At 65.0% G+C, this 22,918-nt stretch carries 21 protein-coding genes; 15 read left to right on the forward strand and 6 right to left on the reverse strand.

What is annotated here, in order from left to right; all coding sequences use genetic code 11:
* The first annotated feature begins 139 nt into the window (after positions 1-139).
* The 7 genes from D180_RS00200 (at position 140) to D180_RS00230 (ending at position 7,210) form a co-directional block, all read left to right on the forward strand.
* A complete protein-coding gene (locus tag D180_RS00200) occupies positions 140-1,090 on the forward strand; it encodes a UDP-glucuronic acid decarboxylase family protein (protein ID WP_043090217.1) in 951 nt (316 codons plus the stop codon).
* An 11-nt stretch (positions 1,091-1,101) separates the two neighbouring features.
* Positions 1,102-2,040, forward strand: a complete 939-nt coding sequence (locus D180_RS00205; RefSeq protein WP_017911194.1) for a glycosyltransferase — start codon at positions 1,102-1,104, stop codon at positions 2,038-2,040.
* Entirely contained in the window at positions 2,024-2,422 is a 399-nt protein-coding gene (locus D180_RS00210) for a GtrA family protein (RefSeq protein ID WP_017911195.1), read from the forward strand. The genes D180_RS00205 and D180_RS00210 overlap by 17 nt, the downstream gene beginning before the upstream one ends.
* On the forward strand, positions 2,419-3,018 hold the full coding sequence (locus tag D180_RS00215; RefSeq protein ID WP_017911196.1) for a hypothetical protein: 600 nt from the start codon (positions 2,419-2,421) through the stop codon (positions 3,016-3,018). The genes D180_RS00210 and D180_RS00215 overlap by 4 nt, the downstream gene beginning before the upstream one ends.
* Entirely contained in the window at positions 3,015-4,694 is a 1,680-nt protein-coding gene (locus D180_RS24325) for a DUF6311 domain-containing protein (protein ID WP_017911197.1), read from the forward strand. The genes D180_RS00215 and D180_RS24325 overlap by 4 nt, the downstream gene beginning before the upstream one ends.
* A 179-nt stretch (positions 4,695-4,873) precedes the next feature.
* Positions 4,874-6,028, forward strand: a complete 1,155-nt coding sequence (locus D180_RS00225; protein WP_152238946.1) for a hypothetical protein — start codon at positions 4,874-4,876, stop codon at positions 6,026-6,028.
* Positions 6,029-6,043: 15 nt separating this feature from the next.
* Positions 6,044-7,210, forward strand: a complete 1,167-nt coding sequence (locus D180_RS00230) for a nucleotide sugar dehydrogenase (protein ID WP_043090218.1) — start codon at positions 6,044-6,046, stop codon at positions 7,208-7,210.
* A 191-nt stretch (positions 7,211-7,401) separates the two neighbouring features.
* On the opposite strand, the gene D180_RS00235 is transcribed toward D180_RS00230, so the two are convergent.
* Positions 7,402-8,343 carry an electron transfer flavoprotein subunit alpha/FixB family protein gene (locus tag D180_RS00235; RefSeq protein ID WP_017911200.1) on the reverse strand — a complete coding sequence of 314 codons (942 nt, stop codon included), beginning with the start codon at positions 8,341-8,343 and terminating at the stop codon, positions 7,402-7,404.
* Positions 8,343-9,089: an electron transfer flavoprotein subunit beta/FixA family protein gene (locus D180_RS00240; protein WP_017911201.1), complete on the reverse strand. Its 747-nt coding sequence runs from the start codon at positions 9,087-9,089 to the stop codon at positions 8,343-8,345. Before D180_RS00240 ends, D180_RS00235 begins: the two co-directional genes overlap by 1 nt.
* Positions 9,090-9,325: 236 nt before the next feature.
* Between D180_RS00240 and rfbB the strand changes: the two genes are divergently transcribed.
* From rfbB to D180_RS00265, 5 genes are read left to right on the forward strand one after another with little or no spacing between them, the layout of a single operon-like run.
* Positions 9,326-10,381: a dTDP-glucose 4,6-dehydratase gene (rfbB, locus tag D180_RS00245; protein WP_043090219.1), complete on the forward strand. Its 1,056-nt coding sequence runs from the start codon at positions 9,326-9,328 to the stop codon at positions 10,379-10,381.
* A gap of 52 nt (positions 10,382-10,433) precedes the next feature.
* Positions 10,434-11,321 carry a glucose-1-phosphate thymidylyltransferase RfbA gene (gene rfbA / locus D180_RS00250; protein ID WP_017911203.1) on the forward strand — a complete coding sequence of 296 codons (888 nt, stop codon included), beginning with the start codon at positions 10,434-10,436 and terminating at the stop codon, positions 11,319-11,321.
* A complete protein-coding gene (gene rfbC / locus D180_RS00255) occupies positions 11,318-11,890 on the forward strand; it encodes a dTDP-4-dehydrorhamnose 3,5-epimerase (protein ID WP_043090220.1) in 573 nt (190 codons plus the stop codon). Before rfbA ends, rfbC begins: the two co-directional genes overlap by 4 nt.
* Positions 11,887-12,777 (forward strand): dTDP-4-dehydrorhamnose reductase, encoded by an 891-nt coding sequence (gene rfbD / locus D180_RS00260; RefSeq protein ID WP_017911205.1) that lies wholly within the window; start codon positions 11,887-11,889, stop codon positions 12,775-12,777. Before rfbC ends, rfbD begins: the two co-directional genes overlap by 4 nt.
* Before the next feature lie 55 nt (positions 12,778-12,832).
* Complete coding sequence (locus tag D180_RS00265) at positions 12,833-14,071, forward strand: sulfotransferase family 2 domain-containing protein (protein ID WP_081616342.1); 1,239 nt, start codon at positions 12,833-12,835, stop codon at positions 14,069-14,071.
* A 65-nt stretch (positions 14,072-14,136) separates the two neighbouring features.
* Here D180_RS00265 and D180_RS00270 read toward each other — a convergent pair whose 3' ends face one another.
* Together D180_RS00270 and D180_RS00275 are read right to left on the reverse strand one after the other, a co-directional pair.
* Positions 14,137-15,540 (reverse strand): mannose-1-phosphate guanylyltransferase/mannose-6-phosphate isomerase, encoded by a 1,404-nt coding sequence (locus D180_RS00270; protein WP_017911207.1) that lies wholly within the window; start codon positions 15,538-15,540, stop codon positions 14,137-14,139.
* A 55-nt stretch (positions 15,541-15,595) separates the two neighbouring features.
* Positions 15,596-16,942 carry a phosphomannomutase/phosphoglucomutase gene (locus tag D180_RS00275; protein WP_017911208.1) on the reverse strand — a complete coding sequence of 449 codons (1,347 nt, stop codon included), beginning with the start codon at positions 16,940-16,942 and terminating at the stop codon, positions 15,596-15,598.
* Positions 16,943-17,075: 133 nt separating this feature from the next.
* Between D180_RS00275 and D180_RS00280 the strand changes: the two genes are divergently transcribed.
* Together D180_RS00280 and D180_RS00285 are read left to right on the forward strand one after the other, a co-directional pair.
* Positions 17,076-17,813, forward strand: coding sequence for a CoA transferase subunit A (locus D180_RS00280; protein WP_017911209.1), 738 nt, complete (start codon positions 17,076-17,078; stop codon positions 17,811-17,813).
* A 1-nt stretch (position 17,814) separates the two neighbouring features.
* Positions 17,815-18,453, forward strand: a complete 639-nt coding sequence (locus D180_RS00285; protein WP_017911210.1) for a CoA transferase subunit B — start codon at positions 17,815-17,817, stop codon at positions 18,451-18,453.
* 1 nt (position 18,454) lies between these two features.
* Here the strand turns inward: D180_RS00285 and D180_RS00290 are convergent, their stop codons facing one another.
* Both D180_RS00290 and D180_RS00295 read right to left on the reverse strand, forming a co-directional pair.
* A complete protein-coding gene (locus D180_RS00290) occupies positions 18,455-20,521 on the reverse strand; it encodes a glycoside hydrolase family 99-like domain-containing protein (RefSeq protein WP_043090221.1) in 2,067 nt (688 codons plus the stop codon).
* Positions 20,522-20,532: 11 nt separating this feature from the next.
* Positions 20,533-22,176 carry an electron transfer flavoprotein-ubiquinone oxidoreductase gene (locus D180_RS00295; protein ID WP_017911212.1) on the reverse strand — a complete coding sequence of 548 codons (1,644 nt, stop codon included), beginning with the start codon at positions 22,174-22,176 and terminating at the stop codon, positions 20,533-20,535.
* Between the two features lie 113 nt (positions 22,177-22,289).
* Here D180_RS00295 and D180_RS00300 point away from each other — a divergent pair, with 113 nt between their 5' ends.
* Positions 22,290-22,865, forward strand: a complete 576-nt coding sequence (locus D180_RS00300) for an alpha-ketoglutarate-dependent dioxygenase AlkB (RefSeq protein ID WP_017911213.1) — start codon at positions 22,290-22,292, stop codon at positions 22,863-22,865.
* The last annotated feature ends 53 nt before the right edge of the window (positions 22,866-22,918 follow it).

The following is a 22,918-nucleotide window of genomic DNA, read 5'->3' on the forward strand; positions in this document are numbered from 1 at the left end:
CGGCGCGGGGCGGAGAGGGCCGGTGCCACAAGGGGCGGCCGCCCAAGCGGGGCGGTAATTTCGAATACAATGCCGCGCTAAATCGCGGGCACGATGGCTTGCCCGTTCGCGGGCGCGCAAATTTCTCTGGAGATCGTACATGCTTGAACAACAAAAGAGGGTTCTGGTCACCGGTGGCGCTGGCTTCCTGGGCTCTCACCTGTGCGATCGCTTGATCGACAGCGGCCACGATGTGCTGTGCGTCGACAACTTCTACACGGGAGCAAAGGCGAACGTGGCGGGCTTGCTGAATCACTCGCGTTTCGAGCTGATGCGCCACGACGTGACCTTCCCGCTCTATGTGGAAGTGGACCGTATCTTCAACCTGGCCTGCCCCGCCTCGCCGGTGCACTACCAGTCCGATCCGGTGCAGACCACCAAGACCAGCGTGCATGGTGCGATCAACATGCTGGGCCTGGCCAAGCGCGTCGGCGCCCGCATCCTCCAGGCCAGCACCAGCGAAGTCTACGGTGACCCGGAAATCCACCCGCAGGTGGAGGGCTATTGGGGCCGCGTCAACCCGGTCGGCATTCGCAGTTGCTACGACGAAGGCAAGCGCTGCGCGGAGACGCTGTTTTTCGATTACTGGCGCCAGCACCAGCTCGAAATCAAGGTCATGCGCATTTTCAATACCTACGGTCCGCGCATGCATCCGAATGATGGCCGCGTGGTCAGCAACTTCATCGTGCAGGCGCTGAAGGGCGAGCCGATCACCATCTACGGCGATGGCACCCAGACCCGCAGCTTCTGCTACGTCGACGACCTGATTGAGGGAATGCTGCGCCTGATGGCGTCGCCTGCAGACTTCACTGGCCCGGTCAACATCGGCAACCCCGGTGAATTCACCATGCTGGAGCTGGCTGAGACCGTGCTGCGCCTGGTTGGCGGCAAGTCGAAGATCGAATACCGTCCGCTGCCGTCGGATGATCCGAAGCAACGTCAGCCCGACATCAGCCTGGCCAAAGCCACGTTCGACTGGGAGCCGAAGGTCGCGCTGGAAGACGGTCTGAAGGAGACCATCGGCTACTTCCGCCAGCGCCTGCTCGCTTGAGGGACGCCAGCATGCGCAAGGTCGTGGTGATGCCGGTATACGAAGACCTGGAGGCGTCTTCGAAGCTGTTTCTCGAGCTTGCAAGGATGCAGGGGCCGGACATTTACGTCGTCGCCGTCGATGACGGGTCGGTGCGCCAGCCGCTGGAGATCTCGGCCATCGAGGCCGCCGCCCTGGAAGGGGTGGTGATCAAACTGCGCCGCAACGTCGGACATCAGCGTGCCATCGCCATCGGGCTGAGCTATGTCGCCGACCACTTCGGCGACGATGTCATCGTCATTTCCATGGACTCCGACGGCGAGGATACGCCGCACAGCATCACCGAGCTGGTGGGCGGCCTGGCGTCGGCTGAGGTCGACGTGGTGGTGGCGACCCGCAAGAGCAGGGTGGAGTCGCTGAAGTTCAAGACGTTCTACCTAGTCTACAAGCTGCTGTTCTCCCTGCTCAGCGGGCGCAAGATCAGCTTCGGCAACTTCATGGCGGCGAAGATGCCGGCGGTACGCCGCCTGGCAGCGATGCAGGAGCTTTGGACCCATGTCGCCGCCGCGGTGCTCGGCTCCAAGCTGCGCGTACAGACCTGCTCGCTGGACCGTGGTGCGCGCTATGCCGGTCGCAGCAAAATGAATTTCGTCGGCCTGGCTTTGCACGGCTTCCGCGCCTTGATGGTGTTCGCCGAGGATGTGCTGGTACGCGTGGGCATCGCCTGCACCCTAGTGGCCGGGCTGTCGATCATCGGTGGCGTGGCGGCGCTGCTGCTCAAGGCGCTGGGCTTCACGACGCCAGGCTGGTTCTCGCTGGCATCGGGGATCTTGTTGCTGGTGTTCCTGCAGACGGCGGCGCTGACCCTGATCATTTTGATGATGTCGGGAATGATCCGCAGCGGTGGCGTGCTGGTCGCCGGCAGCTACCGCGACTTCGTCCGCGAGGTCATCCATGCACGCCCGCGCTGACCGCGCCTTGGGCGGTCAGTTCTTCCGCTATGTTGTCAACGGTTTGGTGGCCACGGCGATCCACTTCTCGGTCCTCAAGTTCAATCTCGACGTGGTGGGGATTGGCTCGGCCGGCGTCGCCAACGGCATCGCGGCGATCTTCGGCATCACCGCGTCCTTCATCGGCAGCCGTTATTTCGTGTTTCGCGGTACCCGGGGGCGACTGCTGAACCAGGGACTGCTGTTCCTGCTGTTCTACGTGGGCATCGCCCTGCTGCATGCGCTTGTCATGTATGCGTGGACCGACCGGCTCGCGTTCGATTACCGCATAGGATTCCTGCTGGCCACGGGCATGCAGATGGTCCTCAGCTTCTTTGTCAACAAGTTCATGGTGTTCAAATGAAGGTCTTGCTCCGTCCGATCCTGGCCACAGTTGTCTACGTCGGGATTCTGTTGTTGACGAACTTCATCCACATGCGCTTCTTCGACGTGAATGTGGTGCTGTATTCCTCGCTCATGGACGCGCTGCTGGCGGTGCTCGTCACGGCCGCGCTGTTCCGTGTCTGGCGCCTGCTCGATGGGCTGAGCAGGCTCGAGTTCACCCAATTGCTGGTCATCTGGTGCCTGCTCGGCTATGTGTACGCCATAAGTGTACCGACGGTGCTGGACCGCTCGTTGTCGTTCTATATCCTTGAGAAGCTGCAGCAGCGGGGCGGCGGCATCCTCGAGAACCGGATCGGCGACGTTTTTGTCCATGAGTACATGAAGGAACACCGTCTGGTGGATATCCGGCTAACCGAGCAATTGCAATCCGGGACGGTGGAAATAAAGCATGGCTGCGTGCTGCTGACCGCGAAGGGCCAGGATATTGCCTCGATCAGCCGCTTCTACCGGGCACATTTCCTGCCAAGGAAGCGCCTAATCATGAACGCCTATACGGACGACCTGGTGGATCCCTTCCGTAAAAGCGCCGAAAGCGTTGATTACACATGCCAATGAACATGAACAACGCAGTGCGTCGCATTGCGCAGCGGGCCGTGGGCCTCGGGCGCGCTTTCTGGCTCGGCATCGTCGTTGTGGCCGGGTTGGCCATGGTATGGGGCCGCTATGCGCTTGGTCCCGTGCCCCTGGACATACATGACACCCATTGGATCTGGGGCGATCTGGCGCAGGTCTACGTCGCCTGGGGGCAATATCTGGCGGACCCGGACAAAGGCTGGCTGGATTCGCTGCGGCTGAGCCATCCCGTGCCGATGAGCATCGCACTGTTCGACCCGATGCCGCTGTTCCTGCTGCTCGCACGTCCGCTAGCCTGGTTGCTGCCGGATGGCCTGCAGTTCATCGGCCCGTACTTCCTGTTGTGCGTGGTCCTGCAGGGCGTGTTCGGCTACCTCGCGACAGAGCGCGCGCTGCGTTTGCTGGATGAGCCGTACCGCGGGCTAAATGTGGTGATTGCGGTGCTGGGCGGCATGTTGTTCGCGCTTGCGCCGTTCACCTTCTTCCGTTTCCAGGGCCACACCGCGCTGTCATCGCAGTGGCTGCTGGTGCTCTCGATCTGGGTGACCCTGCTCACGCTGCACAGCAGTCGCAACCGCTGGTTGTTCGGCAATTGCGGCGTCGTATTGCTGGCGGCGGGCATCAATCCCTATCTTTGCCTGATGGTGCTGGTGAACGTGTGCGGCATCACCGTGCTGCGCTATCGGACCCTGGGCTGGCCGCAGGTCGCCTTGCGCATCGCCGCTGCCGGGTTGGTCGCCGCACTGGGGTTGTCTGTTTTCGGATTTATGGGTGCGTCCGGTACTGCTGCCGGCGGCTATGGCATGTACTCCATGAACATCTTGGGGCCGCTGGACTCAAATGGACTGGCTCGCATTGTCGGGCTCGACATCGCCGACCCGACCGGCGGCCAGGCCTTCGAAGGCTTCGATTACCTTGGCTTTGGCGTGCTGCTGATGGGCGTCCTTGCCGTGTCGATGTTCATCAACTATCGGGGGCGGTCGTCCACTTTCCCGTTCGTGCCGGCGTTAGGGGTGGTGTTCGTCTGCTATCTGCTGGCGCTTTCGAGTACGGTTTACTTCGGTTCGCAGGGGCACCACTTCACGATTCCGCCAGGACTGGAGGCCGCGCTCAGTCGATTCCGCTCCAGCGGGCGCTTCTTCTGGATGTCGGGATTCTGGATCATCTTGATCGGCCTGAGCGCCTGCGTGCTGCGGCTGGGGGCTGCACGGGCGCTGCCGTTGCTGATGCTGATCTTGGTGCTGCAAGTGGTGGATGTGCAGCCCATCGCCCGCAACATCAAGTTTGCGATCGCCAATGGCCAGACTCAGGAGCTGCATGGGGTTGCGCCGGGCAAGTATTCCGCGATCCTGGTCTATCCGGCGTGGCAGTGCGACAACGCGAAGACGCCGTTGGGAATCCGTAACTACGAGTCGGTCGGCGTCTTCGCGCTGCGTCATGGAATCGTGACGAATAACTTTTACGCTGCCCGCAGCCTGCCTGAGCAACTGGCCTACCACTGCGATTATCCGCATCGGCTGGAGCGGCCGGACCCGTCCGCGATCTATTTGTTGTCGCCGGATCTCTACGCCACCTACAGTGATCGGTTCGGCGGGCGTTTCGACTGCAAGCAGCACGTGAACGGAGATGATTCATGGCTATGCACCCCGCGCCGCTAGAACGCGCGCGCGGTTCGTGGGCGCGGCAAGCGGTGGTAACTGGCGTGTTCGCGGTCCTGGCGCTGTTGTCGGCATGGTTGGGCGCTGGAGGTTTCAGCGTCTACGACATGGAGACTTGGATCCACGATGCTCCGCTAGTTGAGCACTGCGCCACTGCACCGACGTCGGATTGTGCTGGCGTGAGCAAGTTTCCCGTCGCTTACCTGGCGAATTCGGCCTTGCTGCAGGGCGCGGGTCCGGCGCAATCGCACGCGCGGATGACCGGTCTCAACCTGATCGTGCTGTTGCTGCCGGTGTTCGCCGTTCTCAGGCTGCACGGCTGGCGCCGTGGGCTTGCGCCCGCGATCGTCTATCTTGGCGCAATCGCCTTGACCCCGCTGCCGATGTTCTATCTGAGGTCGGGAGCGCTGGAGGTGCAGGCCGGCGTCGTGATCGGAATGTTCATCGGGCTGCTCGGCATAGGGTTGCGGGCAACGGCGCCGCTCACCCGTGGACAGGTCGCCTTGATCGCGCTGACCGGTGCCTGGGCGGTTCTTTACAAGGATACGGTGGTCCTCAGCGTTGGCCTGTCTGTGCTAGCGGTTGCCGGGTTCTGGAGGGCGCGTCAACGTGTGCAGGCGGAATCCGCGTCGGCGCAGCGGCGGGATGGGGTGAGGCTTGCGCTGATCGCCGCCGGGGCCGGCGTTGCGGTGGGCTTGTGCGTCGTCCTCGGATACAACCTGTTGCGTTACCACTCGCTGCTGCCTTTGGCATACCTGGAAGAGGCCAGGCAGACCCAGCCGTCCTGGGAAACCAGCGCTGGGTTCCTGGTCGGCTCTGTGCTCTCCCCCAATGGCGGTGTACTGGTGTTCTGGACCCTCGGCCTGACCGCGGCCTTCGTTGGCTGGCGGGTGCTGGGGCTGCGTGCAGATCGCGATACGTTGGCGATCGCCGTGCTGGCGGCGTTGATCTCCCTGATCGGATTCGCGCGCTGGTGGGCGCCCTTCGGATGGAGTTCCTGGGGCAACCGGCTGATGATCCAGCCGATGCTTGCGGTCCTGGTGGCCGGGCTGTTGGCGCTGCGCCCTGTGTCGGTCGCCACCGATCGACGCATGGCCTGGGTGGTGCTGGCGTTGGCGCCGACCTTGCTCTGGTCGGCCTACTACGTGTCGCTGCCTTATCTGGCCGCGCGTGCGGACATGATCGGCGAGACGATGTGGCCGGCGCAGCAATGCGAGCGCATGAAGCAAGCCATGCAGGAACCTGCCAGCCAGCAGCTCGGATTGAGCTTCTGGCGCTCGGATACCTACTATAGTTGTGCGACCGAGCGCATGTTGTACGTGCCTCGTCCCTAAGTCTGGACTCGGATAATGAAGATTGCGGTAGCAGGAACCGGATACGTTGGTCTCTCCAATGGCGTGCTGCTGGCGCGCCATCATGAAGTTGTGGCGCTGGATATCGTCGAAGAGAAGGTGCGGATGCTCAATGAGGGGCGTTCGCCGATCATTGACGACGAGCTGGAACGGGTACTGATCGGCGGCGATCTCAACTTCCGCGCTACGCTCGATCCGCAGGAGGCCTATGCGGGCGCCGAGTACGTCATCATCGCGACGCCGACGGACTACGATCCGGAGACGAACTATTTCAATACCTCTTCGATCGAAGCGGTCATCGGCGGTGTGCTTGCGATAAATCCCGCCGCGACGATGGTGATCAAGTCGACGATTCCGGTCGGCTACGTCAGCAAGGTACGCAAGCAGTTCGGTGTAGACAACATCATCTTCTCTCCCGAGTTCCTGCGTGAGGGCCGTGCACTCTACGACAATCTACATCCCTCGCGGATCATCGTTGGCGAGCGTTCTGCGCGTGCGGAGCGGTTCGCCGAACTGCTGAAGGAGGGGGCGCTTGAGCAGGATGTGCCGGTGCTGTTCACGGAGCCGACCGAGGCCGAGGCGATCAAGCTGTTCGCCAATACCTACCTGGCGATGCGCGTGTCCTACTTCAATGAGCTGGATACCTACGCGCTCACCCACGGGCTCGACAGTCGCCAGATCATCCAGGGCATCTGCTTGGATCCGCGCATAGGCTCGCACTACAACAATCCGTCGTTCGGCTACGGCGGCTACTGCTTGCCAAAGGACACCAAGCAGCTGCTGGCCAACTACCAGAGCGTGCCGCAGAACCTGATCCGCGCGATCGTGGATTCCAATACCACGCGCAAGGATTTCATCGCGTCCGACATCCTCCGTCGCAATCCCAAGGTGGTAGGGATCTATCGGTTAATCATGAAGAGCGGGTCGGACAATTTCCGTTCTTCGAGCATCCAGGGAATCATGAAGCGGATCAAGGCTAAGGGCGTCGAGGTCATCGTGCATGAGCCATGCCTGGACGAGCCGGAATTCTTCCACTCGCGCGTCGTCAATGACCTGCAGGCCTTCAAGACCCAGGCCGACGTCATCATCAGCAATCGTATGGCCGACGCGCTCAAGGATGTGCAGGAGAAGGTCTACACCCGAGACCTGTTCGGAGACAACTGAGGGTTGTTCGGTGCTGCGAGGCGGATAGGCCTTCCTTGATCGCCATGCCGGGGCACCGGGCTGGCTTGCCATGGCCATCTGCGGGCTGCAGGCTCGCTGGCGCCATGTCCGGTACCTCCCTGGCGCGTAGTGCCCGCTCGACACACTCCCGCTGCTGCCAGCGGGAGTGAGGTGTAGGGGCCGGACGCTGTTCAACCGAGCGCTTTTTCCAGCTCCGGCAACAGCGTGAACAGGTCGCCGACCAGGCCGATGTCGGCGATCTCGAAGATCGGCGACTCCGGGTCCTTGTTGATCGCGACGATGGTGCCGGCGTCCTTGATGCCGGTCAGGTGCTGGATCGCGCCGGAGATGCCCACGGCCACGTACAGTTCCGGCGCGATGATCTTGCCGGTCTGACCGACCTGCAGTTCGTTGGGCACGTAGCCGGCGTCGACCGCCGCGCGCGAGGCGCCGACCGCCGCGCCGAGCTTGTCGGCGAGCTGGTAGACGATCTGGAAGTTCTCGGCCGAGCCGACGCCGCGGCCGCCGGAGACCACGCGCTTGGCGCTTTGCAGGTCGGGGCGGTCGGAGCTGCCGGCGGCTAGGCCGACGAAGCGGGTGTGGCCCGGCAGGGCGGCGTCGACGCTGGCCGCTTCGACTGCGGCAGTGCCGCCCTGTGCTGCTTCCGGCCAGGACGCGCTGCGCACGGTGGCGACCACGATCTGGTCGGCCGGCGCCTGCACGCTGATGATGGCGTTGCCGGCGTAGATCGGGCGCTTGAACGCGTAGTCGCCGTCCACGGCCATCAGGTCGGAGATCTGGTTGACGCCGAGCAGGGCCGCCACCACCGGCATCAGGTCCTTGCCGAACGTGGTGGAGGGGCCGAACACGTGGGTGTAGCCCGCCGCCAGGGCGGCGATCTGCGGGCCCAGCACCTGCGCGATGGCGTGTTCGTTGGCCGGATTGGCGACGGTGAGGACGCGGGCGACGCCGGCGATCTGCGCGGCCTGGGCGGCCACCGTGGCCGGATCGGCGGCCAGCACGACGATGTCGATGGCCTCGGGCGACAGCGCCTGCGCGGCGCTGACGCACTTGGCGGTGGCGGCGTTGAGCTGCCCGTTGAGGTGTTCGGCGACGACGAGGATTTTAGACATCACAGCAACCCCTTCTGCTTGAGTGCGGCCACCAGTTCGGCGGCGTCCTTGACCATCACGCCGCGGCTGCGCTTGGCCGGCGGTGCGTAGTGGGTGGTGGTGAGGCTGTCGTTGGCCTCCACGCCCAGCTCGGCGAAGGCCAGCGTCTGCAGCGGCTTGCTCTTGGCCTTCATGATGTCCGGCAGCTTGATGAAGCGCGGCTCGTTCAGGCGCAGGTCGGTGGTGACCACCGCCGGCAGTTCCACTTCCAGGGTCTCCAGGCCAGCGTCGACCTCGCGGGTCACCGTGGCCTTGCCGTCGGCCACCACCAGCTTGCCGGCGAAGGTCGCCTGCGGCCGGCCCCACAGCGTGGCCAGCATCTGCCCGGTCTGGTTGGCGTCGTCGTCGATCGCCTGCTTGCCGAGGATCACCAGGTCCGGCTGCTCCTGCTCGACCAGCTTGAGCAGGGTGCGCGCGGCGGTCAGCGGCTGGATCGCCGCGTCGGCGACCACGTGGATGGCGCGGTTGGCGCCCATCGCCAGGCCGTTGCGCAGGTGCGCGGCGGCGTCGGCCGGGGCGATGGTGGCCACCACCACCTCGCTGGCGATGCCGGCGTCGCGCAGGCGCAGCGCCTCTTCCAGGGCGATTTCGTCGAACGGGTTGGCGGAGAGCTTGACGCCCTCGATGACCACGCCGGAGCCGTCCGGCTTGACCTGGATGCGGACGTTGTAGTCCACCACGCGCTTGTAGGCGACGAGGATTTTCATCGTGTACGAGATCCTTCAGCAGTGCGGGAAGGCCCGGCCGCGGCGGCTGGCACGGGGCAGTCGGAGGATTCTAACCGGGCGCGGGGGACCATGCGAGGGCGTATGGTCGAGCGCAAGCGGTGGGCTGAACAGGCCTGGTCGCGTGAGCGCGTCGGGCCACCTCCAGAGCGCTATGCTTGGCGGTTACGCTCCAGCGATTCTGTCTGGTGCCCAGGCCAAGACACAGGAGAAAGGCATTGGCGACTTGGCTCGTGACCGGCGGTGCCGGTTTCATCGGCGGTAATTTCGTGCTCGAGGCGGTGGCGCGCGGCATCCGTGTAATCAACCTGGACGCGTTGACCTATGCCGGAAACCTGAACACGCTGGCGTCGCTGGACGGCAACCCTGACCATGTGTTCGTGCACGGGGATATCGGCGACCGCGATCTGGTGTGCCGCCTGCTCGCCGAGCACCAGCCCGACGCCGTGGTCAATTTCGCTGCCGAAAGTCACGTGGACCGCTCGATCGACGGGCCCGGTGCCTTCATCCAGACCAACGTGGTCGGCACCCTCGGTCTGCTGGAGTCGGTGCGCGATCACTGGAAGGCGTTGCCGGAGGACCGCCGCGACGCGTTCCGCTTCCTGCACGTGTCCACCGACGAGGTCTACGGCACGCTCGGCGAGACCGGCAAGTTCAGCGAAACCACGCCGTATGCGCCGAACTCGCCGTATTCAGCGTCCAAGGCCGCGTCCGACCACCTGGTGCGCGCCTTCCACCACACCTACGGCCTGCCGGTGCTGACCACCAACTGTTCCAACAACTACGGCCCGTACCACTTCCCCGAGAAGCTCATCCCGCTGGTGATCGCCAAGGCGCTGGCCGGCGAGCCGCTGCCGGTGTACGGCGACGGCAAGCAGGTGCGCGACTGGCTGTTCGTCGGCGACCACTGCGAGGCGATCCGCACCGTGCTGGCCAAGGGCAAGGTCGGCGAGACCTACAACGTCGGCGGCAACGCCGAGAAGCAGAACATCGAGGTGGTGCAGGCGATCTGTGCACTGCTGGACGCGCGGCGTCCGCGCGAAGACGGCAAGCCGCGCGCCAGCCAGATCACCTATGTCGCCGACCGGCCGGGGCACGACCGCCGCTACGCGATCGACGCCTCCAAGCTGAAGAACGAGCTGGGCTGGGAGCCGAAATACACGTTCGAACAGGGCATCGCGCTCACCGTGGACTGGTATCTGAGCCATCAGGACTGGGTGCAGGGCGTGCTCGATGGCAGCTATCGGCTGGAACGGATCGGCACCGCGGCATAACGCGCGTCCCGCACAAGCGTCCGGACGTGCGGACTTCACCAGGGAACACCTCATGACACAACGCAAGGGCATCATCCTCGCTGGCGGCTCCGGCACGCGGCTGTATCCGATCACCAAGGGCGTCAGCAAGCAGCTGCTGCCGGTGTACGACAAGCCGATGATCTATTACCCGCTCAGCGTGCTGATGCTGGCCGGGATCCGCGAGGTGCTGATCATCAATACCCCGCACGAACAGGCGCTGTTCCGCGCGCTGCTGGGCGATGGCGCGCAGTGGGGCATGGACATCCAGTACGCGGTGCAGCCGAGCCCGGACGGGCTGGCCCAGGCCTACCTGATCGGTCGCGATTTCGTCGCCGGCAAGCCGAGCTGCCTGGTGCTGGGCGACAACATCTTCCACGGCCATGGCCTGACCGAAACCCTGCGCCGCGCCGATGCGCGAGAGCATGGCGCCACCGTGTTCGGCTATTGGGTCAACGACCCCGAGCGCTACGGCGTGGCCGAGTTCGATGCGTCGGGCAAGGTCATCGACATCGAGGAAAAGCCGGCCAAGCCGCGCTCGAACTATGCGGTGACCGGGCTGTATTTCTACGATGGTCGCGCCAGCGACTACGCCGCGGAACTGCAACCTTCCGCACGCGGTGAACTGGAAATCACCGATCTCAATCGCCGTTACCTGCAGGACGGCGAACTGCATCTGGAGGCGCTGGGCCGTGGCTACGCCTGGCTGGACACCGGGACCCACCAGTCGCTGCACGAGGCCTCTAACTTCATCGAGACCATTCAGTCGCGGCAAGGGCTGCAGGTGTGCTGTCCAGAAGAAATCGCGTTCGGACAGGGGTGGATCGATGCCGCGCAATTGGAAAGGCTGGCCGCGCCTTTACTTAAGAATGGCTACGGCAGATATCTGCAGGAGCTGGCTGTACGAGGAATCGTTCCGTGAAAGTGATTGAGACAAACTTGCCCGGCTGCATGGTGATCGAACCGGCGGTGTTCGGCGATGCCCGCGGTTACTTCATGGAACTGTGGAATGCCGAACGTTTCGCGGAACTGGGGCTTCCCAGTCGATTCGTGCAGAGCAACGTGTCTGCGTCGTCCAAGGGCGTTCTGCGCGGCCTGCATTACCAGTGGCCACGGCCGCAGGGCAAGCTGGTCAGTGTGCTGGAGGGAGAGGTCTACGATGTGGCGGTGGACCTGCGCCGAGGCTCGCCGACCTTCGGACGCTGGGAAGCGGTGATTCTGAGTGCGGAGAACCGCCGCCAGTTCTGGATTCCCGAGGGATTCGCACACGGGTTCGCGGTTCTCTCTGAGTTCGCGGTCTTCAGCTACCTGTGCACCGATGTCTACGTGAAAACCGCCGATGCGGGCGTGCGCTGGAACGATGCGAGCATTGCCGTCGATTGGCCAATCGCCGACCCCATCCTCTCGTCGAAGGACGCGCACGCACCGTTCCTCGAGCAGCTCGGTGAGGAATGTCTGCCGGTGTATCCGGCGCAGGGAGACGCAGCGTGAGCGTGCTGGTCATTGGCGGTAACGGTCAGGTTGGTCAGGAGCTGCTGCGTGTGCTTTCCGGCAGCAGGGTACTGGCGACTACGCGCAGCGGCCTGCTGGCCGACGGATCGGCCTGTCTGCGCGCGGACCTGGAAAAGCCGGAACAACTGGTCGCGCTGCTGTCCGTCGCGCGGCCGACCTGGGTGATCAATGCGGCTGCTTACACCGCAGTGGACAAGGCCGAACAGGAGCGCGCGGCGGCGTTCCGGGTCAATGCCGAGGCGCCCGCCGCGATCGCGCGCTGGTGCGCCGAGCAGGGTGTGCCGTTGTTGCACTACTCGACGGATTATGTCTTCGACGGTCGCGCCAGGCGCCCCTATTTGCCGGACGATCCGACCGGCCCGCTTTGCGTCTACGGTGAGAGCAAGCTGGCCGGAGAGCAGGCGATCCGAGCTGCGGGCGGTCGCCATTTGATTTTCCGCACCGCTTGGGTGTATTCGGCACACGGCCACAACTTCCTGCGCACGATGCTGCGTGCCGGTGCCGAACGCGACGAGTTGCGAGTGGTGGCCGATCAGATTGGCACGCCAACGCCGGCGGCGTTGATCGCGCAGATGACGGTGCGGGCGATGCGGCATCCCATCCAACGGTCGGGAACCTGGCACCTGACGGCCACCGGAGAGACGAGTTGGTATGGCTTTGCCGAACACATTTTTGCGACCGCCCTTGCGCTCGGGCTGGCCGATCGCGTGCCGAAGCTGACACCGATCACGACCGCAGATTACCCAACCGCGGCGGCACGGCCAGCCTATTCACGGTTGGATACGAGCTCGTTCTTTGCCGACTTTGGCGTTGAGTTACCGCAGTGGCAAAATGAAGTTACAAATGTGATAAGTTCGATGCAATGATTGGCCGTGCAGCCTTCCGATAGGCGCGCGCAGATCGCGGCTCAAATGAAGACTAATGAAAACTCAGTTGAACCCTGGTGTCCAAGTATCTGGATCGCCGGCGTCAGCCCTGTACTACCTGCATATCCCGAAGACGGCAGGGACCACACTCAGTGCTTTTCTCGATGCGCAGTATGCGCATGATGAAATATGTCCGAGCCAGTTGCTGCCGGATTTGTTCGCACTCGACCGGAATCGCCTGGGTGGCTACCGCCTGTTCCGCGGCCATCTGTGGCACGGGCTGGAACGGTATGTCGGTCAGCCACTGCGTTATCTGACGATGTTACGGGACCCTTTGCAGCGCACCCTGTCGTGGTATGCGCATGTGCGTCGCGATCCCAATGCGTACCGGCACGAACAGGTGGTACGCGAACGCTGGTCGTTACTGGATTTCGTTTCCGATCCTGAAACGCGCTGGGATCTGATCAATACGCAAACGTTGTACCTGGCCGCAGATCTGGATTTCGAAAGGCTGGCAGCGGATCCGACCGGTTATGGCCGCCGTACGATCCGCGCCTATGCCGAGCGCGGCGACGATCCGGCGTTGCTGGAGACCGCGAAACACCGCCTGCAATCGATGCAGTTCGGCATCGTCGAGCGTATCGAAGATTCCCTGGCCCTGTTCGCGCACACCTTCGGATTCGATCCGGGGCTGCCGGTTCCGCATCTCAATGCATCGGTCGACCGCCTCCCCGAGTTTGGGGTGGCTGCCGATGTGCGTGTCGCCGTGGAAAGTGTCACCGGGTTGGACCGCGCACTGTACGAGTGGGCCAGGGGCGCGTTCGCGGAACGCTTCAACGCGATGGCGCGCTCGCTGGTGATGGAAGAGGCCAGGCGCGAAGGTCATGCCGGACTGGCCTGGCGGTTGCCGCTGCAGCCGTCTACGTTCAAGCGCATCAGTGTGACGCTCCTGGAATGTCCACGAACGCTACCTGCCGATACGCGGGTCGTGCTGAAGGCGCGCGTCCGCAACGACTCCGACGAACTGTTGAGCAGCCGTCCGCCGAACCCGCTACATGTCTCCTACCACTGGGTCGATGCCGAGAGCGGCGAGGTGGCTGTGTACGACGGTGAGCGCAGTGTGCTGCCCGTAGCATTGGGGGCGGGCGGGCATCTGACGATGGCGGTGCAAGTACGTACTCCGGCACGTAGCGGCCGGTTCACGCTCCAGCTGAGGTTGGTACAGGAGGGCGTGAGCTGGATCGAGGACGGTGGCCTTGCGCAGGATGTGGACGTGCAGAGGGTGGCGGACTGACATCGGGATGGAGGCCGCGTAAGCGGCCTCCATCCGGTCCGTCGCATCCGTGCAAGGGCTCAGTATCACGTGCGGCCGTAGGTGTCCTCGAAGCGCACGATGTCGTCCTCGCCCAGGTAGCTGCCCGACTGCACTTCGATCAGCTCCAGCGGCAGCTTGCCGGGGTTCTTCAGGCGGTGGGTCACGCCGAGCGGAATGTAGGTGCTCTGGTTCTCGGTGAGCAGCAGCACTTCCTCGCCACGGGTGACCTCGGCGGTGCCGCTGACCACGATCCAGTGCTCGGCACGATGGTGATGCATCTGCAGGCTCAGCGTGGCGCCGGGCTTGACCGTGATGCGCTTGACCTGGAACCGCTGGCCATTGTCGATCGAATCGTAGGCGCCCCACGGGCGGTACACCTTGCGGTGCCAGGTGGCTTCGGAGCGACCGTTGGCCTTGATCCTGCCGACGACGTCCTTCACTTCCTGGATGCGCTCCTTGTGCCCGACCAGCACGGCGTCATCGGTTTCCACCACCACCACGTCCTGCAGGCCCACCATCGCGATCAGACGCGAGCCGTAGGCGTAGGTGTTGCGGCAATCGATCTCGATGACGTCGCCGTGGTGGGCGTTGCCGTTGGCGTCCTGCGGCGACACATCCAGCAGTGCCGACCACGAACCGACGTCGCTCCACTTCGCGTCCAGCGGCACCACTACCGCGTCGGCGGTCTTCTCCATCACGGCGTAGTCGATGGAGTCGGAGGGGCTGGCGGCGAAGGCGTCCTTGTCCAGGCGGGTGAAGTCGGCGTCGCGCTTTGCCGACTGCCAAGCCTTGGTGCAGGCATCGGCGATGGTGGGCTGGAACTTGCGCAGTTCTTCCAGGTAGCGCGAAGCGCGGAACAGGAACATGCCGCTGTTCCAATAGTACTCGCCCGAGGTCAGATACCCCTGGGCAGTGGACAGGTCGGGCTTCTCGACGAAGCGCTCGACGGCGCGCGCGCCGACCCCGGCAGCCGCCTTGATGTAGCCGTAGCCGGTCTCCGGCGCGGTCGGCTTGATCCCGAAGGTCACCAGCTTGCCGTCGGCCGCCGAAGACGCTGCGGCCTGGACCGCGGCCTGGAACGCGGCTTCGTCCAGGATCACGTGATCGGATGGCAGGACCAGCAGCAGCGGGTCGGCCCCCTCACGCATCGCCTCCATCGCCGCGACCGCGATGGCGGGGGCGGTGTTGCGGCCCTTCGGTTCGAGCAGGATCGTGCCCGGCGTGACGCCGAGTTGCTGCAATTGTTCTGCGGCAATGAAGCGGTGTTCTTCATTGGCCACCAGGATGGGCGGACGGCCGGCGATCGGCGCAGCGCGCAGCCAGGTCGACTGCAACATGGTGGTGTCTCCCACCAGCGGCAGGAACTGTTTGGGATACGCCTCGCGCGACAGGGGCCAGAGGCGGGTGCCGGAACCACCGGACAGGATGATGGGCAGAATGTCGCTCATGAACGGAAGGACTCCATGGATCCGTTGAAGGGGGAAGAGAAAGGCAAGGGAACGATCATGCTTTCAGCAGATCGGAAATTTCTTGCGTACGCTGCTCCAGCAGCGCCGCGTCGCCGCGGGTTTCCACGTTCAGGCGCAGCAGCGGTTCGGTGTTGGAACTGCGCAGGTTGAAACGCCAGTCGGCGAATTCGGCGCTGACGCCGTCGGTGTAGTCCAGCGTCGGCGCATGCGAGGCGAAGTGCTCCATCACCCGCGCCACGGCGGCCTTGGCGTCGGCGACCTTGAAGTTGATCTCGCCGCTGCACGGGAACTTCTGCATGCGCGCCTCGACCAGATCGGCGAGCGAACGGCCGGACTGCGACACCAGCTCGGCGATCAGCAGCCACGGGATCATCCCGGAGTCGGCGTAGGCGAATTCGCGGAAATAGTGGTGCGCGCTCATCTCGCCGCCGTACACGGCGTTCTCGCTGCGCATCTTCTCCTTGATGAAGGCGTGGCCGCTCTTGCACAGCACCGGAATGCCACCGGCTTCCTCGACCTGTTCGATCGTGTTCCAGGTCAGGCGCGGGTCGTGCACGACCTTACCGCCCGGCTGCTTGGCCAGGATCGCCTGCGCCAGCAGGCCCACCAAGTAGTAGCCCTCGATGAAGCGGCCGTCGGCGTCGAAGAAGAAGCAACGATCGAAGTCGCCGTCCCAGGCGATACCGAAGTCGGCGCCGTGCTGCTTGACCGCGTTGGCGGTGGCGGCGCGGTTCTCCGGCAGCAGCGGGTTGGGAATGCCGTTGGGGAAGTGACCGTCCGGTTCGTGGAAGACGCGCACGAACTCGAACGGCAGGTGCGGCGCGAGCAGGTCGACGATGGCGCCGGCGCCGCCGTTGCCGGCGTTGACCACCAGCTTCAGCGGCTTGAGCGTGGCGCGGTCGACATAGCTCAGCAGGTGTTCGATGTAAGCGCTCTTGTCCGGGCGGTGGTGCTCGGCGGCGGTCGGCTCGGCGGCCGCCGCGGTGTCGGCGGCGACGGTGTCGCGGATCGCGAACAGGCCGGTGTCGGAGCTGATCGGGCGCGCGTTCTCGCGCACCAGCTTCATGCCGTTGTAGTCCATCGGGTTGTGGCTGGCGGTAACCATCACGCCGCCGGCCGCCTGCAGGTGGTCGGTCTGGAAATACACTTCCTCGGTGCCGCACAGGCCGATGTCGATGACCTCGCGGCCGCTGGCGCGCAGGCCGGCCGACAGTGCGTCCTGCAGCCCCTGGCTGGCCAGGCGCACGTCATGGCCAACCACCACCGGACCGCTGTCCAATTGCCCCGCCAGCGCCACGCCGATGCGGCGTGCCAAGTCCTCGTTCAGTTCGTCGGGTACGCGACCGCGGATGTCGTAGGCCTTGAATGCGGGAAGCGACATGGAAGAGGGTCCTAGTTGGGGGAAACCGGAGTGTAACGTTACGGCGCTTAATCGGTCGTTGCGGCGGTGCGGCGGGGGTCGCAGTCCCCAAGCGGCTAAACTAGCTGTCTACATTCCAATGCGGAGCTGGCGAATGGGCGACACCTCTACCCCTGCGGGCGGGCGGCGCGGCAAGCTTTTCCCCGATGCGGCCACGGCGCTGGCCGATGTGGTGGCGGACGGACAGACCCTGGCGGTCGGCGGGTTCGGCCTGTGCGGTATTCCCGAGGCCTTGATCGCGGCCTTGCGCGACAGCGGCGTCGGCGGCCTCACGGTGATCTCCAACAATGCCGGCGTCGATGGCTTCGGCCTGGGCCAGCTGCTGGCGACGCGGCAGATCCGCAAGATGATTTCGTCCTACGTCGGCGAGAACAAGGAGTTCGAACGCCAGTACCTGGCCGGCGAACTGGAGCTGGAATTCAACCCGCAGGGCACCCTGGCCGAACGCCTGCGCGCCGGCGGTGCCGGCATCCCCGCGTTCTTCACCGCCACCGGCTACGGCACGGTGGTGGCCGAGGGCAAGGAGACCCGCGAATTCGACGGCAAGCACTATGTACTGGAGACCGCGCTGCGCGCCGACGTGGCCCTGGTCAAGGCGTGGAAGGCCGATGCCGCTGGCAACCTGGTGTTCCGCAAGACCGCACGCAACTTCAACCCGGCCTGCGCAATGGCCGGCAAGCTCTGCATCGCCGAGGTCGAGGAGGTCGTGGAGACCGGCAGCCTGGATCCGGACCAGGTGCACCTGCCCGGCATCTACGTCGACCGCATCGTGCACAACCCGCATCCCGAAAAACGCATCGAACAGCGCACCCTGCGCCAGAAGGACGCCTGACATGGCCTGGACCCGCGACGACATGGCGCAGCGCGCCGCCCGCGAACTCACCGATGGCGCCTACGTGAACCTGGGCATCGGTCTGCCGACCCTGGTCGCCAACCACATCCCCGAGGGCGTGGACGTATGGTTGCAGTCGGAGAACGGCCTGCTCGGCATCGGCCCGTTTCCGACCGAGGACGAGGTCGACGCCGACCTGATCAACGCCGGCAAGCAGACCGTCACCGCCCGCGCCGGCGCCAGCTACTTCGGCAGCCACGATTCCTTCGCGATGATCCGCGGTGGTCATATCGACCTGGCCATCCTCGGCGCGATGCAGGTGAGCGATAAGGGCGACCTGGCCAACTGGATGGTGCCCGGCAAGATGGTCAAGGGCATGGGCGGCGCGATGGACCTGGTGGCCGGGGTCAAGCGCGTGGTCGTGCTGATGGAACACGTGGCCAAGGACGGCAGCCACAAGATCCTGCCGGCCTGCGACCTGCCGCTGACCGGCGTCGGCGTGGTCGACCGCATCATCACCGACCTGGCCGTGTTCGACGTCACCGACAGCGGCCTGGTGCTGGTGGAAACCGCCGAGGGTGTGGACGAGGCCGAACTGGTCGCCAAGACCGGCGTGCCGTTTTCGATCCGGGCCGGGTGATCTAGCCTCTGCGTGCGTACTTGTAGGGGCCGGCAGGCGCGTGCTCGGCCCCCACGAGGGAGGCGGCACTGGTCAGCGCATAGCCCCGATCCACCACGCAGAGGCTGAACAGGCGCTCGATGGCATGCGCCAAGGTGCCATCGACCTGTCCCGCCTCTTTCTCGAATTCGCCGGCCTGCAGGTGGCAGTCCAGAATGGGCTGAATCGCCTGCAGGCGCACCCAGAACATGCTGCCGCCTGCAAAGACCGCGCTCTCGATGTCCGGTTGCGCCAGACCCATGCGCGTGGCCAGGGCACGCACGGCCTGCTCGTTGGCTCCCCAGTAGAAGCTCAGGGGCTGGAGATGTCCTTCCGGGGCCACCAGGCCGAGCTCCGGACGCTGCTGGAAGGCCTCCACGATCGCCTTGACCCGGTCGCGGTCAAGGAGGCTGCCCAACATTTCGCGCCGCCATTGATCGCCATCCTGGCGATGCACCGAACGTTTGGTGTGCAGCTTCAGCACCACTGATACGCCGGCATCGAGCAGGCGATCGGCGATCCGCAGGAACGGCAGGATGTCGCGGCCATGGTTGTCGTGGACCACGACCTCGGCCTCCATCCCCTGTTGTTTCAGGGCGAGGTTGACACCGGCGAGGTTGCGTTCCGTCGTCGTCACGATGAGCTGGTGGTCGAACGCCGCCTCGCGCAGCTGCGCCAGCAATTCTTCCAGAACATCGACATACCAGGCATGGATGACGACGTGCGGGCGTTGGTTTGCGGGGCGCTTTGGTTGCAATGCGCGGCGAGTCGCTTCCAGCCATGCGTGGCCCAGGCGCGCATCCGGTTCCAGGACGGCGCCTTCGGCCCATTCGTTCCAGGCATTGACGAATACCATGCGCTGCGCAGCCGGAACGGGCGCAAGCCGGTCATGGATGGTCTGCGACAGCCATGTCCCGTAGCCGCGCGGGGAGGCATGGAGATACACGCGGCCCTTGCCGGAGCGGCGGGGCTCGTTATCCCAGCCGGGATTGACGCAGGGATAGAGCGGATAGTCCTGCAACGGCCTGGCTGCCATCTCGGTCGCCAGGACGCGCCAGTCCAGCACCTCCCCGGCAAAATCCGGATTGATCAACAACTGTGCGCCAGCCACCGAGGGCGGCGCACTCATATTGGGCGGAAACTCCACGGCAGCATCAAAGCCGATATCGCGCGGATCGGGACGCTCGAACCCCTGGACGTACGCAAGATGGATCTCGCCGATCCCATTGGCTGCGCACCACGCGCGCCAACGCGACGCCGTTGCCTTCGGATCCGGCATCAGATTCGGACGATAGACCAGCACCAGCGGCTTGCCGTCGATGCGCAAGTAGCGAGGGTCGGCGAGATAGGTGGCCAAGTGCGCGATGAAGGCCAGATCGTCTGCGTCGCTGTGTTGCTGCTCGATCAGGATGTCGGTATTGCGGCCGTCCCACCGGCGCGCCCAGTTCTCGTTGGCCCAGCACAGGCAGTAGGGCAGGGAAATGGTCGTGTCATCGCGCCAGTTGCGGATGGGGTCCTCGAGCAGGGTCGTTCCTGCGAACCAATAAAAATAGAAACAGAAGGCGCCGATCCCGTACTCGGAGGCGAGTTGCGCCTGCTGCCGCATCACCTCGCGGTCGCGCAGATTGTAGAACCCAAGATCAGCCGGGATCCGTGGCTGCATGTGTCCATAGAACTGCGGCAGGGCGCGGCTGACGTTGCGCCACTCGGTGAAGCCCTTGCCCCACCATGCATCGTTCTCCGGAATCGCATGGAACTGCGGGAGATAGAACGCGACCAGGGTCGCCGGCAGCGGCGACGGCAGCACGCCCTTCTGGTAAGGCACATGACCGATCGCCGCCTCGTCGGCGCGATGCAGAGGGCGCAGGGCCATGCTCCCGACGCTCGCGACGCGCCCTCTGGGCGCCTCCGGCACCCAGTTCGCGTATCTATCGAGAAACCAGTTGCGCCATCGGTCGCGGAGTCCTTCGGAGATTGGCATCGCACGAAAGGCGATACGCAACACGCGGTACATGCCCGCCCGCAGGCGTGCCGGCACGGAGTCGCTCATCCGGTGCCCGCTCACAGGTTCTGGTAATTCGGCCCGGAGCCGCCTTCCGGCGTCACCCAGTCGATGATCGCGTAGGGATCCTTGATGTCGCAGGTCTTGCAGTGCACGCAGTTGGCGGCGTTGATCTGCAGGCGCTTGCCGGCCGCGTCGTCGACGATCTCGTACACCGCCGCCGGGCAGAAGCGCGTGCAGGGGTTGCCGTATTCCTCGGTGCAGCGGGTCACGCAGATCTGCGGATCCAGCACGTGCAGGTGCACCGGCTGGTCCTCGTCGTGCTCGGTGGCGGCGAAGTACACGCCCTGCAGGCGGTCGCGTGGCGCCAGCTCGCGCTGCACGTAATCGCGCTTGGGTTGCTCGTGCTCGCCCAGCCGGTCCAGGCTCTTCCAGTCGGCACCGACCTTCAGCGTCCACGGCGAGGCGCCCTTGACCAGGGTTTCCCAGGCGCCGTTGAGCAGGCCGAACCACAGGCCCTTCTTGAAGCCGGGCTTGATGTTGCGCACCTGCCGCAGCTCGGCCATCACCTCCGAGCCGCGCAGGCGCGCGTCGAAGCCCGCCGGGTCCAGCGCCGCACCGGCAGCGAGGTGTTCGGCGGCGAGCATGCCGCTGCGGATCGCCTGGTGGGTACCCTTGATCTTGGGCACGTTGAGCAGGCCGGCGGTGTCGCCGATCAGCAGCGCGCCGGGCATCTCCACCTTCGGCAGCGACTGCCAGCCGCCGCTGGCGATGGCGCGCGCACCCGCCGAGAGGATGGTGCCGCCGTCCAGCAGCGACTTCATCATCGGGTGGTTCTTCCATTGCTGGAAGGCTTCCCACGGGCGGTATTCGGGATCGTGGTAGTCCAGACCGCTGACGTAGCCCAGCGCCACCTGGTTGTTCTCCAGGTGATACAGGAAGCTGCCGCCATAGGTCTTGCTGTCGGCCGGCCAACCGAGGGTGTGCACGATCTTGCCAGGGCTGACCCGACCTTCGGGCAACTGCCACAGCTCCTTGATGCCGATCGAGAACGCCTGCGGATCGTGCCCGGCGTCGAGCGCGAAGCGCGCGATCAGGCGTTTGGTCAGATGCCCGCGCGCGCCTTCGGCCAGCACCGTGACCTTCGCGCGGATGTCGATGCCGGCGGTGTAGCCGGGCTTGTGCGATCCGTCCTTGGCCACGCCCATGTCGCCGATGCGCACGCCCAGCACCGTGCCGTCGTCGGCGTGCAGGGTCTCGGCGGCGGCGAAGCCCGGGTAGATCTCCACGCCCAGCGCCTCGGCCTGCGGCGCCAGCCAGGCGCACATCGCGCCGAGGCTGACGATGAAGTTGCCGTGGTTGCGCATGCCCGGCGGCACCATCGGGAACTTGTGCCCGCCGTCCTTGCTCAGGTACCAGAACTCGTCCTCGGCCGCCGGCACGCAGATCGGCGGCGGGTTGTCGCGCCAGCCCGGCAGCAGCGCATCCAGCGGCGCCGGTTCGATCACCGCGCCGGACAGGATGTGCGCGCCGATGGTGCTGGCTTTCTCGATCACGCAGACCGAGATGTCGGGGTTGAGCTGCTTGAGCCGGATCGCGAACGCCAACCCGGCCGGGCCTGCGCCGACGGTGACGACGTCGTATTCCATGACGTCGCGCTCCACTGGCTGCGGCGCGTTGGCGCCGCCCTCGGTTCCCGTCATCTGCTCCGCTCCCGTTGGCTCGTTCTGGCTGCCTGCATTTTCAGGGTTTGCGCGTGAAGGGGCAAATTCCGCACGCCGGCGTATGGTGGTCGCCGACATGCTAGCGTGGTGCGATGGAACTGGACCTGCCCGGCGCCGATCTGCGCTGGTATCCCGAGTGGCTGGACCCGGCCGTGGCCGCGGCACTGTGCGCGCAGTTGCTGCAGGAAGTGCCGTGGGAGGTGCACCGGATCCGCCTGTTCGGCAAGCTGGTCGATTCGCCGCGGCTGAGCTGCTGGATCGGCGACGCCGACGCCAGCTACCGTTATTCTGGCACCCGCTTCGCGCCGCATCCGTGGCCAGCGGCGCTGCTGCCGCTGCGCGCGCGCTTGGCGGCCGAGACCGGAGTGGCGTTCAACAGCGTGCTCGCCAACCGTTACCGCGACGGCCGCGACGCCATGGGCTGGCACAGCGACGACGAGCGCGAACTCGGTCCGACGCCGGTGATCGCCTCGCTGAGCCTGGGTGCGACGCGTCGCTTCGTGCTGCGCCATCGTCGGGAGCCGGCACTGCGCCAGGCGCTGGAACTGACCTCCGGCGGGCTGCTGCTGATGGCGGGTGAGACCCAACGCTTGTACCGGCATGCGCTGCCGCGTACGGCCAAGCCGGTGGGGGAGCGGATCAATCTGACGTTTCGCAGGATCGTGTGATGGCGCCTCCCTTCTCCCGCCGGGACCACGGCCCCCTTTTTGGGGGAAGGTGC

This window comes from Xanthomonas sp. SHU 166 (assembly GCF_000364685.1).
GTDB classification, from domain to species: Bacteria; Pseudomonadota; Gammaproteobacteria; order Xanthomonadales; family Xanthomonadaceae; genus Xanthomonas_A; species Xanthomonas_A sontii.